This is a genomic window from Herminiimonas sp., assembly GCF_030655415.1.
The window spans coordinates 99,996-115,643 of the sequence record NZ_JAURVN010000014.1 but is presented as its reverse complement, the minus strand read 5'-3'; the positions used below and the strand labels follow the sequence as shown (position 1 = coordinate 115,643).

Genomic DNA, 15,648 nt, shown 5'->3' with positions numbered 1-15,648 from the left:
GATTAGCGTCTCGCCTTGATCAAAATGCCGAGTCCCTGCAGATATGCGATCAGCGCATCCTGCTCCGTCTTGCCTACCAGTTCTGCTGGTGCCGCCTTGATTTCTTCATTTGTGTAAGGCACACCCAGGCGCTGCAACGCATTCATTTTTGGCGTGATTTCTGCAGGAACGAGTCTGGTTTTTGCCAGCCATGGATAGCCGGGCATATTCGATTCAGGAACCAGGTCGCGCGGATTATCCAGATGCGTGCGATGCCATTCATCACTGTAGCGACCACCAACCCGTGCCAGATCCGGACCTGTACGCTTCGATCCCCACTGGAACGGCCGGTCGTAGACAAACTCGCCAGCCACCGAGTAATGACCGTAGCGTTCGGTCTCTGCGCGGAAAGGACGAATCATTTGCGAATGACAGTTGTAGCAGCCTTCCCGCGTATAAATATCTCGACCAGCCAGGCGTAAAGGCGAGTATGGCTTCAAGCCAGCAATCGGTTCAGTCGTTGATTTCTGGAAGAACAGCGGCACGATCTCTACCGCACCGCCGACGCTGATGACCAGCGTCACCAGTGCGATCAACAGCCATGGATTCTTTTCGATCCACTCATGTGAAAATTTCATTCAATGCTCCTTGATCTGTAGTGTTCTAGGCATGCGCAGGAAGGACCTCGGGAATCCGCGCATTGACTACCTTGCTGTCGCGCAACGTCATCCACGTGTTGTAAGCCATCAGCAACATGCCCGACAGGTACAACAAGCCACCAGTGAAACGAATCACGTAGTACGGATACGTCGCCTTCACGCTTTCAACAAAGGTGTAAGTCAGGGTGCCGTCCGGATTTACAGCGCGCCACATCAGTCCTTGCATCACGCCGGCAATCCACATTGATGCGATGTACAGGACGATGCCGATGGTTGCGACCCAGAAGTGAAGTTCTATCAATTGCGTGCTCCACATTTCCTTTTTGCCGGACAAGCGCGGAATCAGGTAATAGATAGAACCCATCGTGATGAATCCGACCCAGCCCAATGCGCCAGCATGTACATGGCCTATAGTCCAGTCTGTGTAATGCGACAAGGAATTGACGGTCTTGATCGACATCATCGGACCTTCAAAGGTAGCGATGCCATAGAAGGACAGCGAGACAATCAGGAATTTGAGGATAGGATCAGAGCGCAATTTGTGCCACGCGCCAGACAGCGTCATCATGCCGTTGATCATGCCGCCCCACGAAGGCGCCAACAACACCAGCGAAAACACCATGCCTATAGATTGCGTCCAGTCCGGTAATGCGGTGTAGTGCAAATGGTGTGGGCCGGCCCACATGTACGTGAAGATCAGTGCCCAGAAATGGACGATGGATAAACGATATGAATAAACCGGACGCTCTGCCTGTTTCGGGATGAAGTAATACACCATGCCGAGATAACCGGCGGTCAAAATAAAGCCGACAGCGTTGTGACCGTACCACCACTGGATCATCGCGTCCTGCACACCCGAATAAGCTGAATACGATTTGCCCAGCGAGGCCGGCATGCTGGCGCCGTTGACGATATGCAGCACAGCGACGGCAATAATGTAGGCACCAAAGAACCAGTTTGCGACGTAGATGTGGGCGACCTTGCGCTTCAGCAGCGTACCGAAGAAGACCACGGCGTACGCAACCCAGACTATGGTGATCAAAATTGTGATCGGCCATTCCAGTTCAGCGTATTCCTTGGCGCGGGTCAAGCCCATCGGCAAGGTGATCACCGCCAGTATCAGCACCAATTGCCAACCCCAGAATGTGAATGCAGCCAGCTTGTCGCAAAACAAGCGAACCTGACAGGTTCGTTGCACGACGTAATAGGAAGTGGCGAACAGTCCGCAAATACCAAACGCGAAAATGACGCCGTTGGTATGCAATGGGCGCAAGCGACCATAGCTCAACCATGCAATGTCAAAGTTCAGTGCTGGCCACGCCAGTTGTGCCGCGATAAAGACGCCGACCAGCATCCCTATCACGCCCCATGCTACGGTGGCGATCGCGAACTGTTTGACGATCTTGTAATTGTAGTCAAGTGTCTTGTCCACCAAACCTTCTCCCTAAAGTACAACGATGATGAACTTGAGGGTAAGGCGGCAAGACGGGAGACATTTTGATTTGCATCAAACGATATACAACAAAGCTGCTGAATGAGCAGACTTGTTTGCTGTGAACTACAAGATAAGCGTGTAGAAGAATATAAGACAGCTATCCAAATCTGCCTCAAGGCCTGTCGTCATCTTGCAGCAGACGTTCGCCGGGACCTTTCAAGTCATCGAACTGGCCGCTGTCCGATGCGCGAAAGAAGACCCAGATCGCGAGGAATACGATCAGGATACTGAGTGGGATCAGAATATAGAGAGCTTCCATGGCGCTGCTTAAACCTTATCGTGCATGACTGCGACGTCACTTGTGATCGCAGTCGATTTGCCGACGTTAGCCTGGTCGCGCGGAATCCGACGCAAGCGCAGCGCGTTGACTATCACCACCGCCGAGCTGAAAGACATACCTATGCCTGACAACCATGGATTGATCAAGCCGATCGCTGCCGCAGGAATCGCAAACAGGTTGTAGCAGGTAGCCCACACCAGATTCTGCCGAATCACACGCATCGCTTTAGCGGCGACTTCCGCAGTATTCGATACGGCGGAAAGATGCGGCGACAACAAAACGGTATCAGCATGCGTCTGTGCCAACGCAGAACCAGAACCCATCGCAAACGATACATCTGCAGCACGCAAAACTGCTGCATCATTAACGCCATCGCCTACCATCGCCACGATCTTTCCTTGCTGCTGCAATGCCTGCACAAAAGCCAGCTTTTTCTCTGGAAGGCAGGCGCCATGCGCTTCGGTGATGCCAAGTTTTCGCGCAACGTGTCGTGTCACCTCTTCCTGGTCACCACTTAACAGGATGACGGCTTTACCGTGCCTCTGAAAATAGGAAATCACCTTGCGCGCATCATCGCGTATAGCGTCTGCCAGATCAAAACGAGCCAGCAAGACGTCGGTGGTAACCAGATATACCGGCGTCATCCCGGCCTCACTCTGGTCTGAAACCGGACGACCCGCAAGCTCACTGACAAAGAGCGCATTGCCGAGACAATATCGGATACCGTCAACCTCCCCTGCTACACCCTGACCTGCTACATACACCAAATTAGTCGCGCGCATCGCTGGCGTTAATTTGTCGGCCGCGGCAACAATAGCTTGCGCAAAAGGATGTGCATTCGACGCCTCCAATGCTGCAGCAATTTGTAAACAATCTTGGCGCTCGGCCAGACCGAATATCTGAGTTTTTTGCAATACAGGCTTGCCCACTGTCAGCGTACCGGTTTTATCAAACACGATATGCGTAGCGCGATGCAGGATTTCTAAAACATGCGGCTGTACGATCAAAACACCTTGTTGTACCAACCTGTCGGTAGCAGCAGCCAATGCCGTTGGCGTGGCAAGCGACAAGGCACAAGGGCATGACACAACCAATACCGCAATCGCAATCGGCCAAGCGCGCGACGCATCATGCCAGTACCAGAACAGGAATACAGCGATCGCAAACAGCAATAGTGCGCCTACAAACCATGCAGCGACACGATCTGCCCACAAGGCAATCTGCGGCTTCGCATTGCCAGCACGCTCTACCAGTTTCAGCAATTGAGATAAGGTGCTCTCGGTCACAATCTTGCTGACGCGCATTACGATCGCTTGTGAAATATTGATCGCGCCACCAGGCAGCATGTCGCCGACTGCTTTCTTCAAAGGGAGACTTTCTCCTGTTAGCAGCGACATGTCTATCGTGCTACTGCCTTCGACAATCTCGCCATCGACCGCTATCGCCTCACCCGGTTTGACCAGGATGAAATCGCCTGCACAAAGCTGTGTTGCCGAGACCATGCTGCAATCGCGCTGCGTCGGATAGGTATTCATGCGTGATGCAGATGCGGGCAAAGCATGTTGAAGTTTTTCTAGTGCAGCAGCCGCTTTGCGGCGAGCGACCGACTCCAGATAACGACTGCACAACAGCAAAAAGATAAACATCGTGACCGAGTCAAAATACACATCGCCGCTGCCTTGTACCACCGCGACGACACTTGCGATAAATGCAGCACCTATGCCTAGTGACACGGGCACATCCATCCCCAGCGTACGGTGCCGCAAGCTTGCGTAAGCGCCTTTGAAAAACGGCAGCGCCGAGTAACAGATCGCAGGTATCGTGAGCAACAAGCTGGCCCAGCGCATCAACTCAGCCATATCCGCTTCCAGCGTGCCATCGTGCGAAATGTAGGCAGGCACCGCATACATCATCACCTGCATCATCGACAAACCAGCCACGAATAGCTGGCGTGACAAGGTACGGCTGGCACGGCGTAACTGCGCATCGTGTCTGGCGGTCTCGTACGGATAAGCGACGTAACCAATATCGCGTATCGCTTGAAGAATATCGCTTGGTTTGCAGCTCGCCTTATTCCATCGGACATACAAGCGTTCCGTTGCCACGTTCAAGTTAACCGCATGCAAGCCGGGCAAACGCGCGAGACGTCGTTCAATCAGCCAGACGCAGGCGGCGCAACGTATGCCTTCTATCGATAAGGTGACTTCCGCACATTCCGCATTCAGGTCGAATTGTTTGAGTGCGTCCGGCAAATCGTAAAGCAGCAATTCCTCCGGCAACAATGCCGCGCTATCGGTCGAGGAAGAAAAAGCAGAACGTGTGCGGTAATAATCGGACAAGCCCATTTCTACGATGGTGTGTGCTGCCGCTTCACAACCTGGGCAGCACATGGCGCGCGCTTGCTCGTCTATCGTGACTCGCCACGTTGACTCAAGCGGAACAGGCAAACCGCAGTGATAGCAAACCTCATCCGGCAATGATGCATCTGCTACAGGCTGATTGCTATCCATGAAAACGGCGCTCATCACGACGCTCCCGCAGGTGACTTAATCACTGATGAAGTAATCGACGGTGGCGTAATGCAGAACACATCCATGAAACCTGCGGACATCCCATTCGCGCGCAGCAGACCGAGCACACCAAATGTCAGCACCACTGCGCCGCAAGCGATTCTGATCGCTCGGCGCTGCGCCCATACTCGCAATCTGGCGCCGACCAATCCCAAGCCCAGCATCATCGGCAAGGTGCCCAGCCCGAATGCCAGCATCACGCTGGCACCTGAGGTCGCACTGCCGGAGAACATTGCGGTCAGCAAGACGCTGTAGACCATGCCGCACGGCAGCCAGCCCCACAATCCGCCTAGCGCAAAAGCTTTGCCTGCATTGTCAATCGGCAGCAGTAATTTCATCAACGGTTGAATGTGTCGCCAGATGATCTGGCCGAAGGCTTCGACGTGGGCCAAACCGCGCCAGACATCCATCAGATACAACCCAAGCGCGACCAGCATCAGGTTAGCCAGCCAGTATCCGGCGATCTGTATTGCTGCGAGTTTAGATAAGGAACGCACGCTGCCAGCAATGCCGCCGACCATGGCACCGGCAATCGCATAACTGCCAATACGCCCCGCGTTATAGGCGAAGATGCGCGCGACATTTTCGAAGACAAGCATCTGGCTCACTTGCACATTGATGACCGCAACAGGGAAAGCACGAGCCGGTTTAGACGCGGCAGAAAACGCGCTGACGATGCCACCGCACATGCCTATGCAATGCAAACCTCCCAACAGGCCGATCATGAAGAATGGAAGAAGGCTGAATGTCGTCACGCGCTCACCGCGTTAAATTGTTTTTGAATGACGCAGTGGTCGGGCTTCGGCTGCGCCGGTGGTATGCGGCACATCGGCAGCGGCATTCAAATAGCGATCGAATACCATGCAGATATTCCGTATCAGCAGCCTTCCCTTGAGCGTGACGCTGATCCATTCATCATCGATGGTCAACAAGCCGTCCTGTTCCAGTCCACGCAGTTTTTCAAGCTCAGCTGCAAAGTAGGTCTTGAAAGAAATTGGATACGCCAACTCGATAGATGCCACCGACAACTCAAAATTGCACATCAACATCTGGATGATGATCCGGCGCAGCAAATCATCCATCGTCAGTTTAATACCGCGTGCAATCGGCAATTCGTTTTGCTCTATCTGTTCGTAATATTCATCCAGCGTCTTCACGTTCTGACTGTACGTCGCACCGACCGCGCTGATGGCGGAAACGCCGCAGGAAACCAGATCAGCACCAACGTGCGTCGAATAGCCCTGAAAGTTACGATGCAAGCGCCCTTGTCTTTGCGCGATGGCCAGATCATCAGTCGGCTTGGCAAAATGATCCATGCCTATGTAAATGTAACCAGCCTCGGTCAGTCGCTTGATGCACAGCGCCAGCATATCCAGCTTGGTATCGGCATCAGGCAAATCAGCTTCCGCAATGCGGCGCTGCGGTTTGAAAATGTGCGGCAAGTGCGCATAGTTGTAAATTGAAATACGATCGGGATTTGCTGCAATCACTTTGGTCAGCGTCTGATTCATCGTGATCACATTTTGCTTGGGCAAACCGTAAATCAAATCGATGCTGATGGAGCGAAACTGAGCTTCGCGCGCGGCGCTGATGACTTCCAGCGTTTCGCTCTCTGGCTGTATGCGATTGACGGCTATTTGAACATCGGGATCGAAATCCTGCACGCCCAAACTGATGCGATTAAATCCCTGCCGACGCAAAGCATGAACGCGCTCACGCGTCACTGTACGCGGATCAACTTCTATCGAATACTCACCATTCGCATCGGACGCAAAACTGAACCAGCGACGCAAGTGCGTCATCAAATCTTCCATCTGTGCATCACTCAGATAAGTCGGCGTACCTCCACCAAAATGCAATTGCTCAATCTGGTTTGCGCCAACCAGCAGACGACCCTGCATTTCAATTTCGCGCTTCAAGTAGCTGAGATAAGTCACAGCCTTGCTGCGATCCTTCGTCACAATCTTGTTGCAGCCGCAGTAATAGCAAATCGATTCACAAAACGGAATATGGATGTACAGCGACAAAGGATGCGTATTGCTGCGCGCACGCGCTCCGGTAACCGCCTGTAGATAATCACGATAGCCGAAGTCCGCCGTGAAGCGATCAGCCGTCGGATAAGAGGTGTAGCGCGGCCCGACCTGATTCAACTTGCGAATCAGCTGGGCATCAAACTCCACCGAGGGAAGAAAAGAAATTGGTATCGCAGAAGCTGTCATTTTCCCGTTCCAGCGATCACTGCCCCGCAATCAGGACATGACACGACCGCAAATGGAGTCTACGGAGACGGGAATTTGGAGCCTTGATCCACATCAAAAATGATGGGATCAGCGAGGATGAAAGCTGGTTCAAAAAGTGTGAAATTGAGCATGACGCTCAGGTATCTGAGCCAGCCAATAGAGAGAGGGAACGTTCAAGCTCAGCGATACGACGGTGCTGGAGCATAAAAACATTGGCAACACAGACGCCTAGGATACCAAGCACAACATACACCGTACCGATCTCACTCCCATTGCGCGAGATACCCGCCCATAGCGAGCCAAATGCAAGAAGCCAAACTGGTACAACAAAAATAGCAGAGCGCATAAGTACCTCAGTGGAGTTGTGGCGCTTAAGGTTGGAGGTCAGGAGCGCGGAGCCGGCTTGCCGGCGGGCCGTCCCTCTTGACCGAAGGGTTAGCGTGCATCTCTGCGTCATATGCCAAAGAGCCGACGGTAGTTTGGATCATCTCTGCTCTCATTGAGGTTGATGACTTTTACGGTGCCTGACACTGCTTCGAAATGCTTATCAAGAGTTACAAGATAGGCGTCTTCAAGATGTGCAATACATGCGTATATCAGATCAGCACCATGTAGCTTTGAGAAGCCATCTTTATCCACAAATTCGACGCTTTTTGATATTAGCTCTTGATCAATGGCGTATATCTTGGCTGTGTCGTTGACTATGTAAAACTCACGAAGTATCTGCTTTCCTTTTCGGTGCAGCTTGGAAACGGTGGCATCTATCTCAAAGGCAGCGATAGCAGGAAATATATTTTGGTATGGCCCAGAGATCCATCCGTCAGCGAGGTCTTTGAAAAGACTGTGCCCGGGCGAATAACCTGACGCATTGGGTTCTTTGATGTTGACTAGCGCTGATGCGTCCCAAACGAATTTCTTCATTTTGCAACGGGCAGGTATGTGTTCGGCTTCATGAAACCCCCTATACAGCAAAAGTGTTGGATGACAACTGGGCGTGCTGTATAACTCGGCATCACTATCCCGTGGAAACCCTCGTGAACACAGGCTGAATTCAAAATTCCTGCATAAATAAACCGTATAACCAAATCCCCCAAAAGCGGCGTGCTGCGGGACAAGCTATTGGTGTTCGAACATCGAGTTCAATTTGTTCTAGACAATAATTGCTCACTGATTATAGTTTGCAAAATACAAATTAAATTACGCATTTGCAATTAAACAACGCGAGATTTTATGTTGAATTAATGTGATGCGATGTCATGTTGAGATGCACAGAGCGGGTGGGATAAATCCTGTTACGGCAACAGCATTTACCTTCCCTTTTGAAGGCCAAAATCCGATAGGGGACTGCGCGATGCAGTCCCCTACCTTCAATCAAATTTCTTCGTAAAGCGGCAAGGTCAAAAATTCCGCAAACGATTCTGCCGTCGACATTTCTTCGAATATCTGTGCGGCGCGTACATAGCTAGGGCTGTTGCCGTTAGCTGCCAGCATTTTCACTTTCACCAATTCTTCCTTGATTAATGCACGTACCATCTCTGCAGTAATCTTGCGACTGTCTTCGAGTACGCCTTTGCTGGAACGTATCCATTGCCAGACTTGCGAGCGACTGATTTCTGCAGTGGCGGCGTCTTCCATCAGGTTGTGAATCGGTACGCAACCGTTACCGTCCAGCCAGCTACCAAGGTAATGAATGCCGACGTTGATGTTGTAACGCAGGCCGGCTTCGGTGATTGGTGTCTCTGGTTGAAACTTCAATAGATCATCGGCTGTTGCAGTTACATCCGGACGCAGTTTTTCGATCTGATTAGCTTTGTCGCCCAAGACTTTTTTGAATTCCGTCATCGCCAAATCAACCAGACCTGGATGTGCGACCCAGCCGCCGTCGTAGCCGTCGATGGCGTCGCGCTCTTTGTCTATGCGCACGGCATTCATCGCAATTTCATTCTTGATTGGATCGCTCTTGATCGGGATTAAGGCTGCCATGCCGCCCATCGCATGTGCGCCGCGATAGTGACAAGTTTTCAGCAACAACAATGCGTAGGAGCGCATGAATGGAACGGTCATCGTGACCTTGGCACGATCGGCGAGACAAAAGTCTTTGTCCAGTCTGAACTTCTTGATGCAAGAGAAGATGTAATCCCAGCGTCCTGCATTCAGGCCGGCGCTGTGCTCTCTCAGCTCGTACAGAATCTCATCCATCTCGAATGCGGCAAGGATAGTCTCGATCAAGACGGTTGCCTTGATCGTGCCTTGTGGCAGGCCAAGTTCGTTTTGCGTCATGACGAAAATGTCGTTCCACAAACGCGCTTCCTGATGCGATTCCAGTTTTGGCAAATAGAAGTACGGGCCTGAACCACGCTTGAGCAATTCGTGCGCGTTATGGAACATGAATAGGGCAAAGTCAAAGATGCCACCCGACACACGCTTGCCATCGACCAGCACATGTTTCTCATCCATGTGCCAGCCGCGCGGCCGCACCATCAAGGTCGCGAGTTTGTCGTTGAGCTGGTAATGCTTGCCATTGGTATCCATCGTGATGGTCTTGCGCACCGCATCGATCAGGTTGATCTGGCCACGCACCTGGTTGTCCCAGTTAGGTGTATTCGCATCTTCAAAATCGGCCATGTAAATATCCGCGCCACAGTTCAATGCATTGATCACCATCTTGCGATCGACCGGGCCGGTAATTTCAACACGCCGACATTCCAGCGCGGCCGGAATCGGCGCGATGCGCCAGTCGCCCGCGCGTATGTGCGCAGTCTCTGGCAAAAAATCCGGCCTTTCGCCGGCATCGATACGCTTTGCACGTTCGGTGCGCACTCCCAATAGATCCTGACGACGTGCTTCAAATGCACGGCTCAATTTTGCGACCAGCGCTAGGGCATCAGGCGTCAATACTTGTTCGTACTCTTCATTGAACTCGCCTTCGATTTCGATTCCTGCCGGGATGTCTAGTGTGATCTCTGCCATGCTTGTCTCCGTCTATCAATTAGTTTTTGAAAATGGTTATTGAAAATAAATGCGCGTAATTTTTATGCTTGGTCTGATGCAGAATGCTGCTTTCAAAAAGGCCGCACTCTTGTGAAGTGCGACCTTTTTGAAGTACTTGTCAGGCTGCGTTTTTAATTCCTGTGATACAGGTCTTTGCGAGCTTGTTGGTATCGAAAAATTGTTCGTCTTCAGTTGAGCCATGCAATGCAGTCGTTGATGACTGTCCTTGCTGGATGACCTGCGTGATGGCGTCGAAATAACCGGTGCCGACCTCGCGTTGATGTTTGACCGCTGTGAAACCTTGTTCGGCAGCAGCGAACTCTGCTTCCTGCAACTCGACAAAAGCCGACATCTGATTACGCGCGTAGCCGTGCGCCAGATTGAACATGGAATAGTTCAGCGAATGGAAGCCGGCCAGTGTGATGAACTGGAACTTGTAGCCCATCGCGCCCAACTCCTTCTGGAATGTGGCGATGGTGGCGTCGTCCAGATTCTTCCTCCAGTTGAAGGATGGCGAGCAGTTATAGGCCAGCATCTTGCCGGGGAATTTTGAGTGGATGGCATCGGCAAATTGCTTGGCGAAAGCCAGATCCGGCTTGCCGGTTTCGCACCACAACATATCGACGTAAGGCGCATACGCCAAACCGCGCGACACGGCTTGATCGAAACCTGGACGGGTTTTATAGAAACCTTCGACAGTGCGTTCACCGGTCAAGAACGGTTTGTCGTTGTCGTCCACATCGGACGTCAGCAAATCGGCTGCCTCCGCATCGGTACGCGCAATGACCAGGGTTGTTGTGCCGGACACATCAGCCGCAAGGCGCGCTGCGTTCAACTTCTCGACGGCTTCACGGGTCGGTACTAAAACCTTGCCACCCATGTGGCCGCACTTTTTGACCGATGCAAGTTGATCTTCAAAGTGCACGCCAGCCGCGCCGGCCTCTATCATCGACTTCATCAATTCATAGGCATTCAAGACGCCACCGAAACCCGCTTCTGCATCCGCCACGATAGGCGCGAAGAAATCGATGTCGCCTTTGCCTTCAGACCATTGAATCTGATCCGCGCGCTGGAAGGTGTTATTGATGCGCTTGACGACCATAGGCACAGAGTTGGCCGGATACAGCGATTGATCGGGATACATTTCGCCAGCGAGATTGGCGTCGCCGGCCACCTGCCAGCCCGATAGATAGATTGCCTTCAAACCGGCTTTGACTTGTTGCATCGCCTGATTGCCGGTCAATGCGCCCAGCGAATTAACGAAGGGCTCGTTATTGCACATCTCCCAAAGTTTTTCCGCACCACGCTGTGCCAGCGTGTGATCGATCTGAACAGAACCACGCAAACGCACCACGTCTTCGGCGGTGTAATTGCGCGTCACGTTTTTCCAACGTGGGTTTTCTGCCCAATCCTTGTTTAGTGCCTGAATCTGCTGCTCACGAGTTGCCATGATGCGTCTCCTTAGTTAAGTACTTGTAGTGAATGCATTAAATAACAAACAAGAAAAAACCTGACTTAATCATAGGAGATATTTTGCGTAGCAACAATGTCTTATATAAGATATTTTAAATATTTATTATCGTTATTAATCATATAGTTATATTTCATTTATCTGTATGTGAAACGATATTTTGCTCATTGAAATTTTAGTATGCTGCATTGCGATGGCAGTTTTTCATAATGCGAAGTGGCATCTTTGGTCGTGAAATTTCATGCGTTTTTTGATGGTTTTTGAAGTTATGTCTTCTGCCGCTCAAAACACTGGCTGAAAGCTTCTTTGCTCGCACTTTTCTTCTATCAGTCCATGCCTGTTAGACTGCGAGTCCTTTTCTGCATCACGCAAGCCATCCATGAATCCAAATTCCTTCTCCAGCCTCGCCCTTTCACCTGCCATGTTGAGCAATCTCGACGCGCTGGGTTATCACGAGATGACACCTATTCAGGCGCAAAGCCTGCCGGTGATTTTGCAATTGCGCGATTTGATTGCGCAGGCGAAAACCGGTAGTGGCAAGACGGCGGCGTTTGGGATTGGCATGCTGCAGAAGTTGAATCCGACATGGTTTGCGATTCAAGCGCTGGTGATTTGCCCGACGCGCGAACTGGCTGATCAGGTTTCAAATGAGTTGCACCGCCTGGCGCGCTTTGCCGACAACATCAAGGTATTGACTCTTTGCGGCGGTGCACCGATGCGGCCGCAGATTGCATCGCTTGAGCATGGCGCGCATATCGTGGTCGGCACGCCGGGCCGCCTGCGCGATCACATCAGCCGCAATACGATCAATCTGTCTACCGTGCAAACGCTGGTCTTGGATGAAGCTGACCGCATGGTGGATATGGGATTTTATGAAGAGATCTCCGGCATCGTCAGCGCCTGCCCTGCGCGTCGCCAGACCTTGCTGTTCTCGGCGACTTACCCTGACGATATCCGCAAAGCCAGCGCCGAATTCTTGCGCGAACCGGTAGAAGTCAAAGTCGAAGCGCAGCACGACGACGGGCAGATCGAACAACGCTTTTATGAAGTCGGTTACGACGATCGCAATGCCGCTGTCGCCACACTGTTAAAACATTACCGTCCGGTTTCGACGCTGGCATTCTGCAATACTAAAATCCATTGCCGTGAACTCGCAGCCGAATTGCGCGCACAAGGTTTTAGCGCACTGGCTTTATATGGCGAGCTGGAACAACGTGAGCGCGACGAGATCCTGGTCTTGTTTGCGAATCAAAGTTGCTCGGTGTTGGTCGCGACCGATGTGGCCGCACGCGGACTGGATATTCAATCGCTGGGAGCTGTGATCAACGTCGATGTGTCGAAAGATACCGAAGTGCATATCCACCGCATCGGTCGTACCGGTCGCGGGCAGGACAAGGGATTGGCGCTGAGTTTGTGCGCACCGAACGAGAGAAAATGGGTCAGGCTGATTGAAGAATATCAGCACAAGCCGGCGCAATGGTTTGACTTAAAATCTGCGGAACCAGCGATGGGCGCAGACTTGCACGCACCGATGGTCACGCTGTGCATCATGGGCGGCAAGAAGGATAAATTGCGTCCCGGCGATTTGCTGGGAGCCTTGACTGGCGACGTCGGCTTGACGAAAGATCAGGTCGGCAAGATCAATGTGTTTGAATTCATGACCTATGTTGCGCTGGATCGCCACGTTGCCAACAAGGCGTATGCAAGCTTAAGCAACGGCAATATCAAGGGACGCAATTTTAAAATGCGTTTTATTGAAACCGATAACGGTTAATTGCTGCTAGTGGGCTGTTAGTGGTGATGGCCGATTTCGCCCGTTGCAACAAAGGATTCCACCACATCCTTGTCGCCGGTCGCGTGACGTCGAATCTCGCCGCAGCTGCAGATGCCTTGATACGGCTGGATATGTGAGCAGGCTGAAACTTTTTGCAAAAAGACTTGAACCGATTTTACACATTTTGTACATTTGAACGTCAGTGTGCGGGATGGTTTATTGCTCATCGTGATTCCTCTATTTCAATTTCTATCGCTGTCATTCCTGCGTAAGCAGGAATGACAAATTATCTTGTCAACGTGCAGCCAGGCGCCACAACGACGTAATTTCTTTCGAGCGCGCGCTGTGCAAAGGATCGCTTTCATCCGCTGCACGTGGATGCACAGGCTTGATATCAATGCGCTTGATTAACTTCAATCCTGCATCATCAATCATTTGCTGCAATACTTCGCGCGTACGCAATCCAAGATGCTCGGCCAAGTCCGACAAGATTAACCAGCCCTCGCCTTTCGGCTCCAGATGTTCGGCCAAGCCACTCAAGAATCCACGCAGCATGCGGCTGTCTGGATCGTAGATCGCGTATTCGATCGATGAATTCGGGCGCGCCGGTATCCATGGCGGATTACACACGATCAATGCGGCTTTTCCTGCAGGGAATAAATCAGCTTCCAGCACTTCGACGCGATCACGCAGATCGAGGCGATTCAAATTTTCACGTGCGCACGCCAAGGCACGGGGATCCTGATCGGTCGCGATGATTTTTTCAACTCCGCGTTGCGCCAGCAAAGCCGCGATCACGCCGGTACCGGTGCCGATATCGAAAGCCAACTTGGTGCTTGGCAATGGGGCTTCTGCAATCAGGTTTAAATACTCGCCGCGTACAGGCGAGAACACGCCGTAGTACGGATGAATACGGGCATTCAGCGCAGGGATTTCCACTCCGTTCTTGCGCCATTCGTGCGCGCCTATCAAGCCTAATATTTCGCGCAAGGAAACGATAAACGAGCCGCTGCTGGCGCCATACGCTTCATTGCACGCGAGCTTGATGTCGGGTGCGCGGCGCAACGCTACCGTGTAATCGGCCGCCACTTCTATCAACAACATACCCAGCGTACGTGCGCGTTGCGATTGCGCTTGTCTATGCAGATTAAATGCATCCAACGGCGATGTTGCCGCTTTGCGCGACTTGCGTTCGGTACGTCGTGCCAGTGCCTGCAGCAACTGCCGTGCATTTTGATAATCGCCGCGCCATAGCAAGGCATTGCCTTCACTCGCCAGACGGAATGCGGAATCGGCAGTCAGCTTGTCGTCAGCGATGACGACGCGCTTAGGCGCAGCCGATTTATTCTCGGACTGCCAGCGCGCTGAGCGCTCTTCGCCCGCTTCGGTCCAGCTAATCATTGATTGTTCAGTCACAGAGTCGCCAATACAAACGAGAAAAGATACAAAACTGCAGTTTGCAGGGGAAGATTCAAACGCATGGGAAATTCCGATTTTTACAAAGACGGCATTGCCAGCCAGCTTGCGATCATCGATAGAACTTGGCAATAGGCAATGCTCATGAACAAGCCTAAGCCACCGCCAACTACTCAGGCCATTTTATGTCGATGGACGCGCGTAAGCTGAACACCTTTAGCTGACTAACTCAGTGGCTCTTCGCCGCAGTTTTTATTTCTTGAAAATTTCAGGCTTAGATACATTGCGTTGCTTGAAGATCGTTTTTGCATCTTCCACTGCGCGCTCTTGCGTGCGCATCGCAGGATCATCGTCGTGCAGCGTGAAATAGTCAGCCGATTGCGCGCGCATCACGTGCTTGATCGCCGCAGCGTCCGTGAGGTCGTACATTTCCGTCATCAATGTGGTGACTTCATCCAGGTATTCTTCGTAGGTCATAACTCTTTTTCAACTTTAAAAATGTCGTTTATTGAACGAAGTTGAGAGTATGCCCTTCAAAGCATTATAGACATAGCTGAATCGTCGTTTTTCATGTCAAGTTAGACAACATAAATGATCGAAATTGAGGAAACTCCTCGCCATACAGCAACTGATTTTTATTGTGCTATTGCATTAATTGACGAGCAATAGTCGCCCTATTCATCCTTTAGTCCAGTTGCCAGTAATGTCAGAATGTCCTTGCAGAAAGAACAAAATTTCCGCAAAGAACACATTCCCTAACGATGGCATACGCT

General features: G+C 51.7%; 13 protein-coding genes. 1 reads left to right on the top strand and 12 read right to left on the bottom strand.

Annotated features, from left to right (window positions below; translation table 11 throughout):
* Positions 1–2: 2 nt before the first annotated feature.
* From ccoO to aceA, 9 genes are all read right to left on the bottom strand, one after another.
* On the bottom strand, positions 3–617 hold the full coding sequence (gene ccoO / locus Q7T66_RS09630) for a cytochrome-c oxidase, cbb3-type subunit II (RefSeq protein WP_304933121.1): 615 nt from the start codon (positions 615–617) through the stop codon (positions 3–5).
* Positions 618–642: 25 nt separating this feature from the next.
* Entirely contained in the window at positions 643–2,070 is a 1,428-nt protein-coding gene (gene ccoN, locus Q7T66_RS09625) for a cytochrome-c oxidase, cbb3-type subunit I (RefSeq protein ID WP_304933120.1), read from the bottom strand.
* A gap of 175 nt (positions 2,071–2,245) precedes the next feature.
* Positions 2,246–2,392 carry a cbb3-type cytochrome oxidase assembly protein CcoS gene (gene ccoS / locus Q7T66_RS09620; protein WP_304933119.1) on the bottom strand — a complete coding sequence of 49 codons (147 nt, stop codon included), beginning with the start codon at positions 2,390–2,392 and terminating at the stop codon, positions 2,246–2,248.
* Positions 2,393–2,400: 8 nt separating this feature from the next.
* The gene (locus Q7T66_RS09615; RefSeq protein WP_304933118.1) at positions 2,401–4,938 is read right to left on the bottom strand and encodes a heavy metal translocating P-type ATPase; all 2,538 of its coding nucleotides are present in this window, start codon (positions 4,936–4,938) and stop codon (positions 2,401–2,403) included.
* The gene (locus Q7T66_RS09610) at positions 4,938–5,738 is read right to left on the bottom strand and encodes a sulfite exporter TauE/SafE family protein (protein ID WP_304933117.1); all 801 of its coding nucleotides are present in this window, start codon (positions 5,736–5,738) and stop codon (positions 4,938–4,940) included. The genes Q7T66_RS09615 and Q7T66_RS09610 overlap by 1 nt, the downstream gene beginning before the upstream one ends.
* Positions 5,739–5,750: 12 nt before the next feature.
* Positions 5,751–7,202 carry an oxygen-independent coproporphyrinogen III oxidase gene (gene hemN / locus Q7T66_RS09605; RefSeq protein WP_304933116.1) on the bottom strand — a complete coding sequence of 484 codons (1,452 nt, stop codon included), beginning with the start codon at positions 7,200–7,202 and terminating at the stop codon, positions 5,751–5,753.
* 474 nt (positions 7,203–7,676) lie between these two features.
* Positions 7,677–8,144 carry a PIN domain-containing protein gene (locus Q7T66_RS09600; protein WP_304933115.1) on the bottom strand — a complete coding sequence of 156 codons (468 nt, stop codon included), beginning with the start codon at positions 8,142–8,144 and terminating at the stop codon, positions 7,677–7,679.
* A 450-nt stretch (positions 8,145–8,594) separates the two neighbouring features.
* Entirely contained in the window at positions 8,595–10,193 is a 1,599-nt protein-coding gene (aceB, locus tag Q7T66_RS09595) for a malate synthase A (protein ID WP_304933114.1), read from the bottom strand.
* A 139-nt stretch (positions 10,194–10,332) separates the two neighbouring features.
* Entirely contained in the window at positions 10,333–11,664 is a 1,332-nt protein-coding gene (gene aceA, locus Q7T66_RS09590) for an isocitrate lyase (RefSeq protein WP_304933113.1), read from the bottom strand.
* Positions 11,665–12,064: 400 nt separating this feature from the next.
* Between aceA and dbpA the strand changes: the two genes are divergently transcribed.
* Positions 12,065–13,459 (top strand): ATP-dependent RNA helicase DbpA, encoded by a 1,395-nt coding sequence (gene dbpA, locus Q7T66_RS09585; RefSeq protein ID WP_304933112.1) that lies wholly within the window; start codon positions 12,065–12,067, stop codon positions 13,457–13,459.
* 17 nt (positions 13,460–13,476) lie between these two features.
* On the opposite strand, the gene Q7T66_RS09580 is transcribed toward dbpA, so the two are convergent.
* From Q7T66_RS09580 to Q7T66_RS09570, 3 genes are all read right to left on the bottom strand, one after another.
* Entirely contained in the window at positions 13,477–13,686 is a 210-nt protein-coding gene (locus tag Q7T66_RS09580) for a hypothetical protein (RefSeq protein WP_304933111.1), read from the bottom strand.
* Positions 13,687–13,753: 67 nt separating this feature from the next.
* Complete coding sequence (locus Q7T66_RS09575) at positions 13,754–14,875, bottom strand: methyltransferase (protein ID WP_370691638.1); 1,122 nt, start codon at positions 14,873–14,875, stop codon at positions 13,754–13,756.
* A gap of 252 nt (positions 14,876–15,127) precedes the next feature.
* A complete protein-coding gene (locus Q7T66_RS09570) occupies positions 15,128–15,352 on the bottom strand; it encodes a hypothetical protein (protein WP_304933109.1) in 225 nt (74 codons plus the stop codon).
* Between the last annotated feature and the right edge of the window lie 296 nt (positions 15,353–15,648).

Excerpts from the sequence above, each read along its gene's own strand:
- hemN (WP_304933116.1), bottom strand. The coding sequence starts at position 7,202 with ATGACAGCTTCTGCGATACCAATTTCTTTTCTTCCCTCGGTGGAGTTT.
- ccoS (WP_304933119.1), bottom strand. The coding sequence starts at position 2,392 with ATGGAAGCTCTCTATATTCTGATCCCACTCAGTATCCTGATCGTATTC.
- Q7T66_RS09615 (WP_304933118.1), bottom strand. The coding sequence starts at position 4,938 with ATGAGCGCCGTTTTCATGGATAGCAATCAGCCTGTAGCAGATGCATCA.
- ccoO (WP_304933121.1), bottom strand. The coding sequence starts at position 617 with ATGAAATTTTCACATGAGTGGATCGAAAAGAATCCATGGCTGTTGATC.
- Q7T66_RS09570 (WP_304933109.1), bottom strand. The coding sequence starts at position 15,352 with ATGACCTACGAAGAATACCTGGATGAAGTCACCACATTGATGACGGAA.
- Q7T66_RS09580 (WP_304933111.1), bottom strand. The coding sequence starts at position 13,686 with ATGAGCAATAAACCATCCCGCACACTGACGTTCAAATGTACAAAATGT.
- Q7T66_RS09600 (WP_304933115.1), bottom strand. The coding sequence starts at position 8,144 with ATGAAGAAATTCGTTTGGGACGCATCAGCGCTAGTCAACATCAAAGAA.
- dbpA (WP_304933112.1), top strand. The coding sequence starts at position 12,065 with ATGAATCCAAATTCCTTCTCCAGCCTCGCCCTTTCACCTGCCATGTTG.
- aceB (WP_304933114.1), bottom strand. The coding sequence starts at position 10,193 with ATGGCAGAGATCACACTAGACATCCCGGCAGGAATCGAAATCGAAGGC.
- aceA (WP_304933113.1), bottom strand. The coding sequence starts at position 11,664 with ATGGCAACTCGTGAGCAGCAGATTCAGGCACTAAACAAGGATTGGGCA.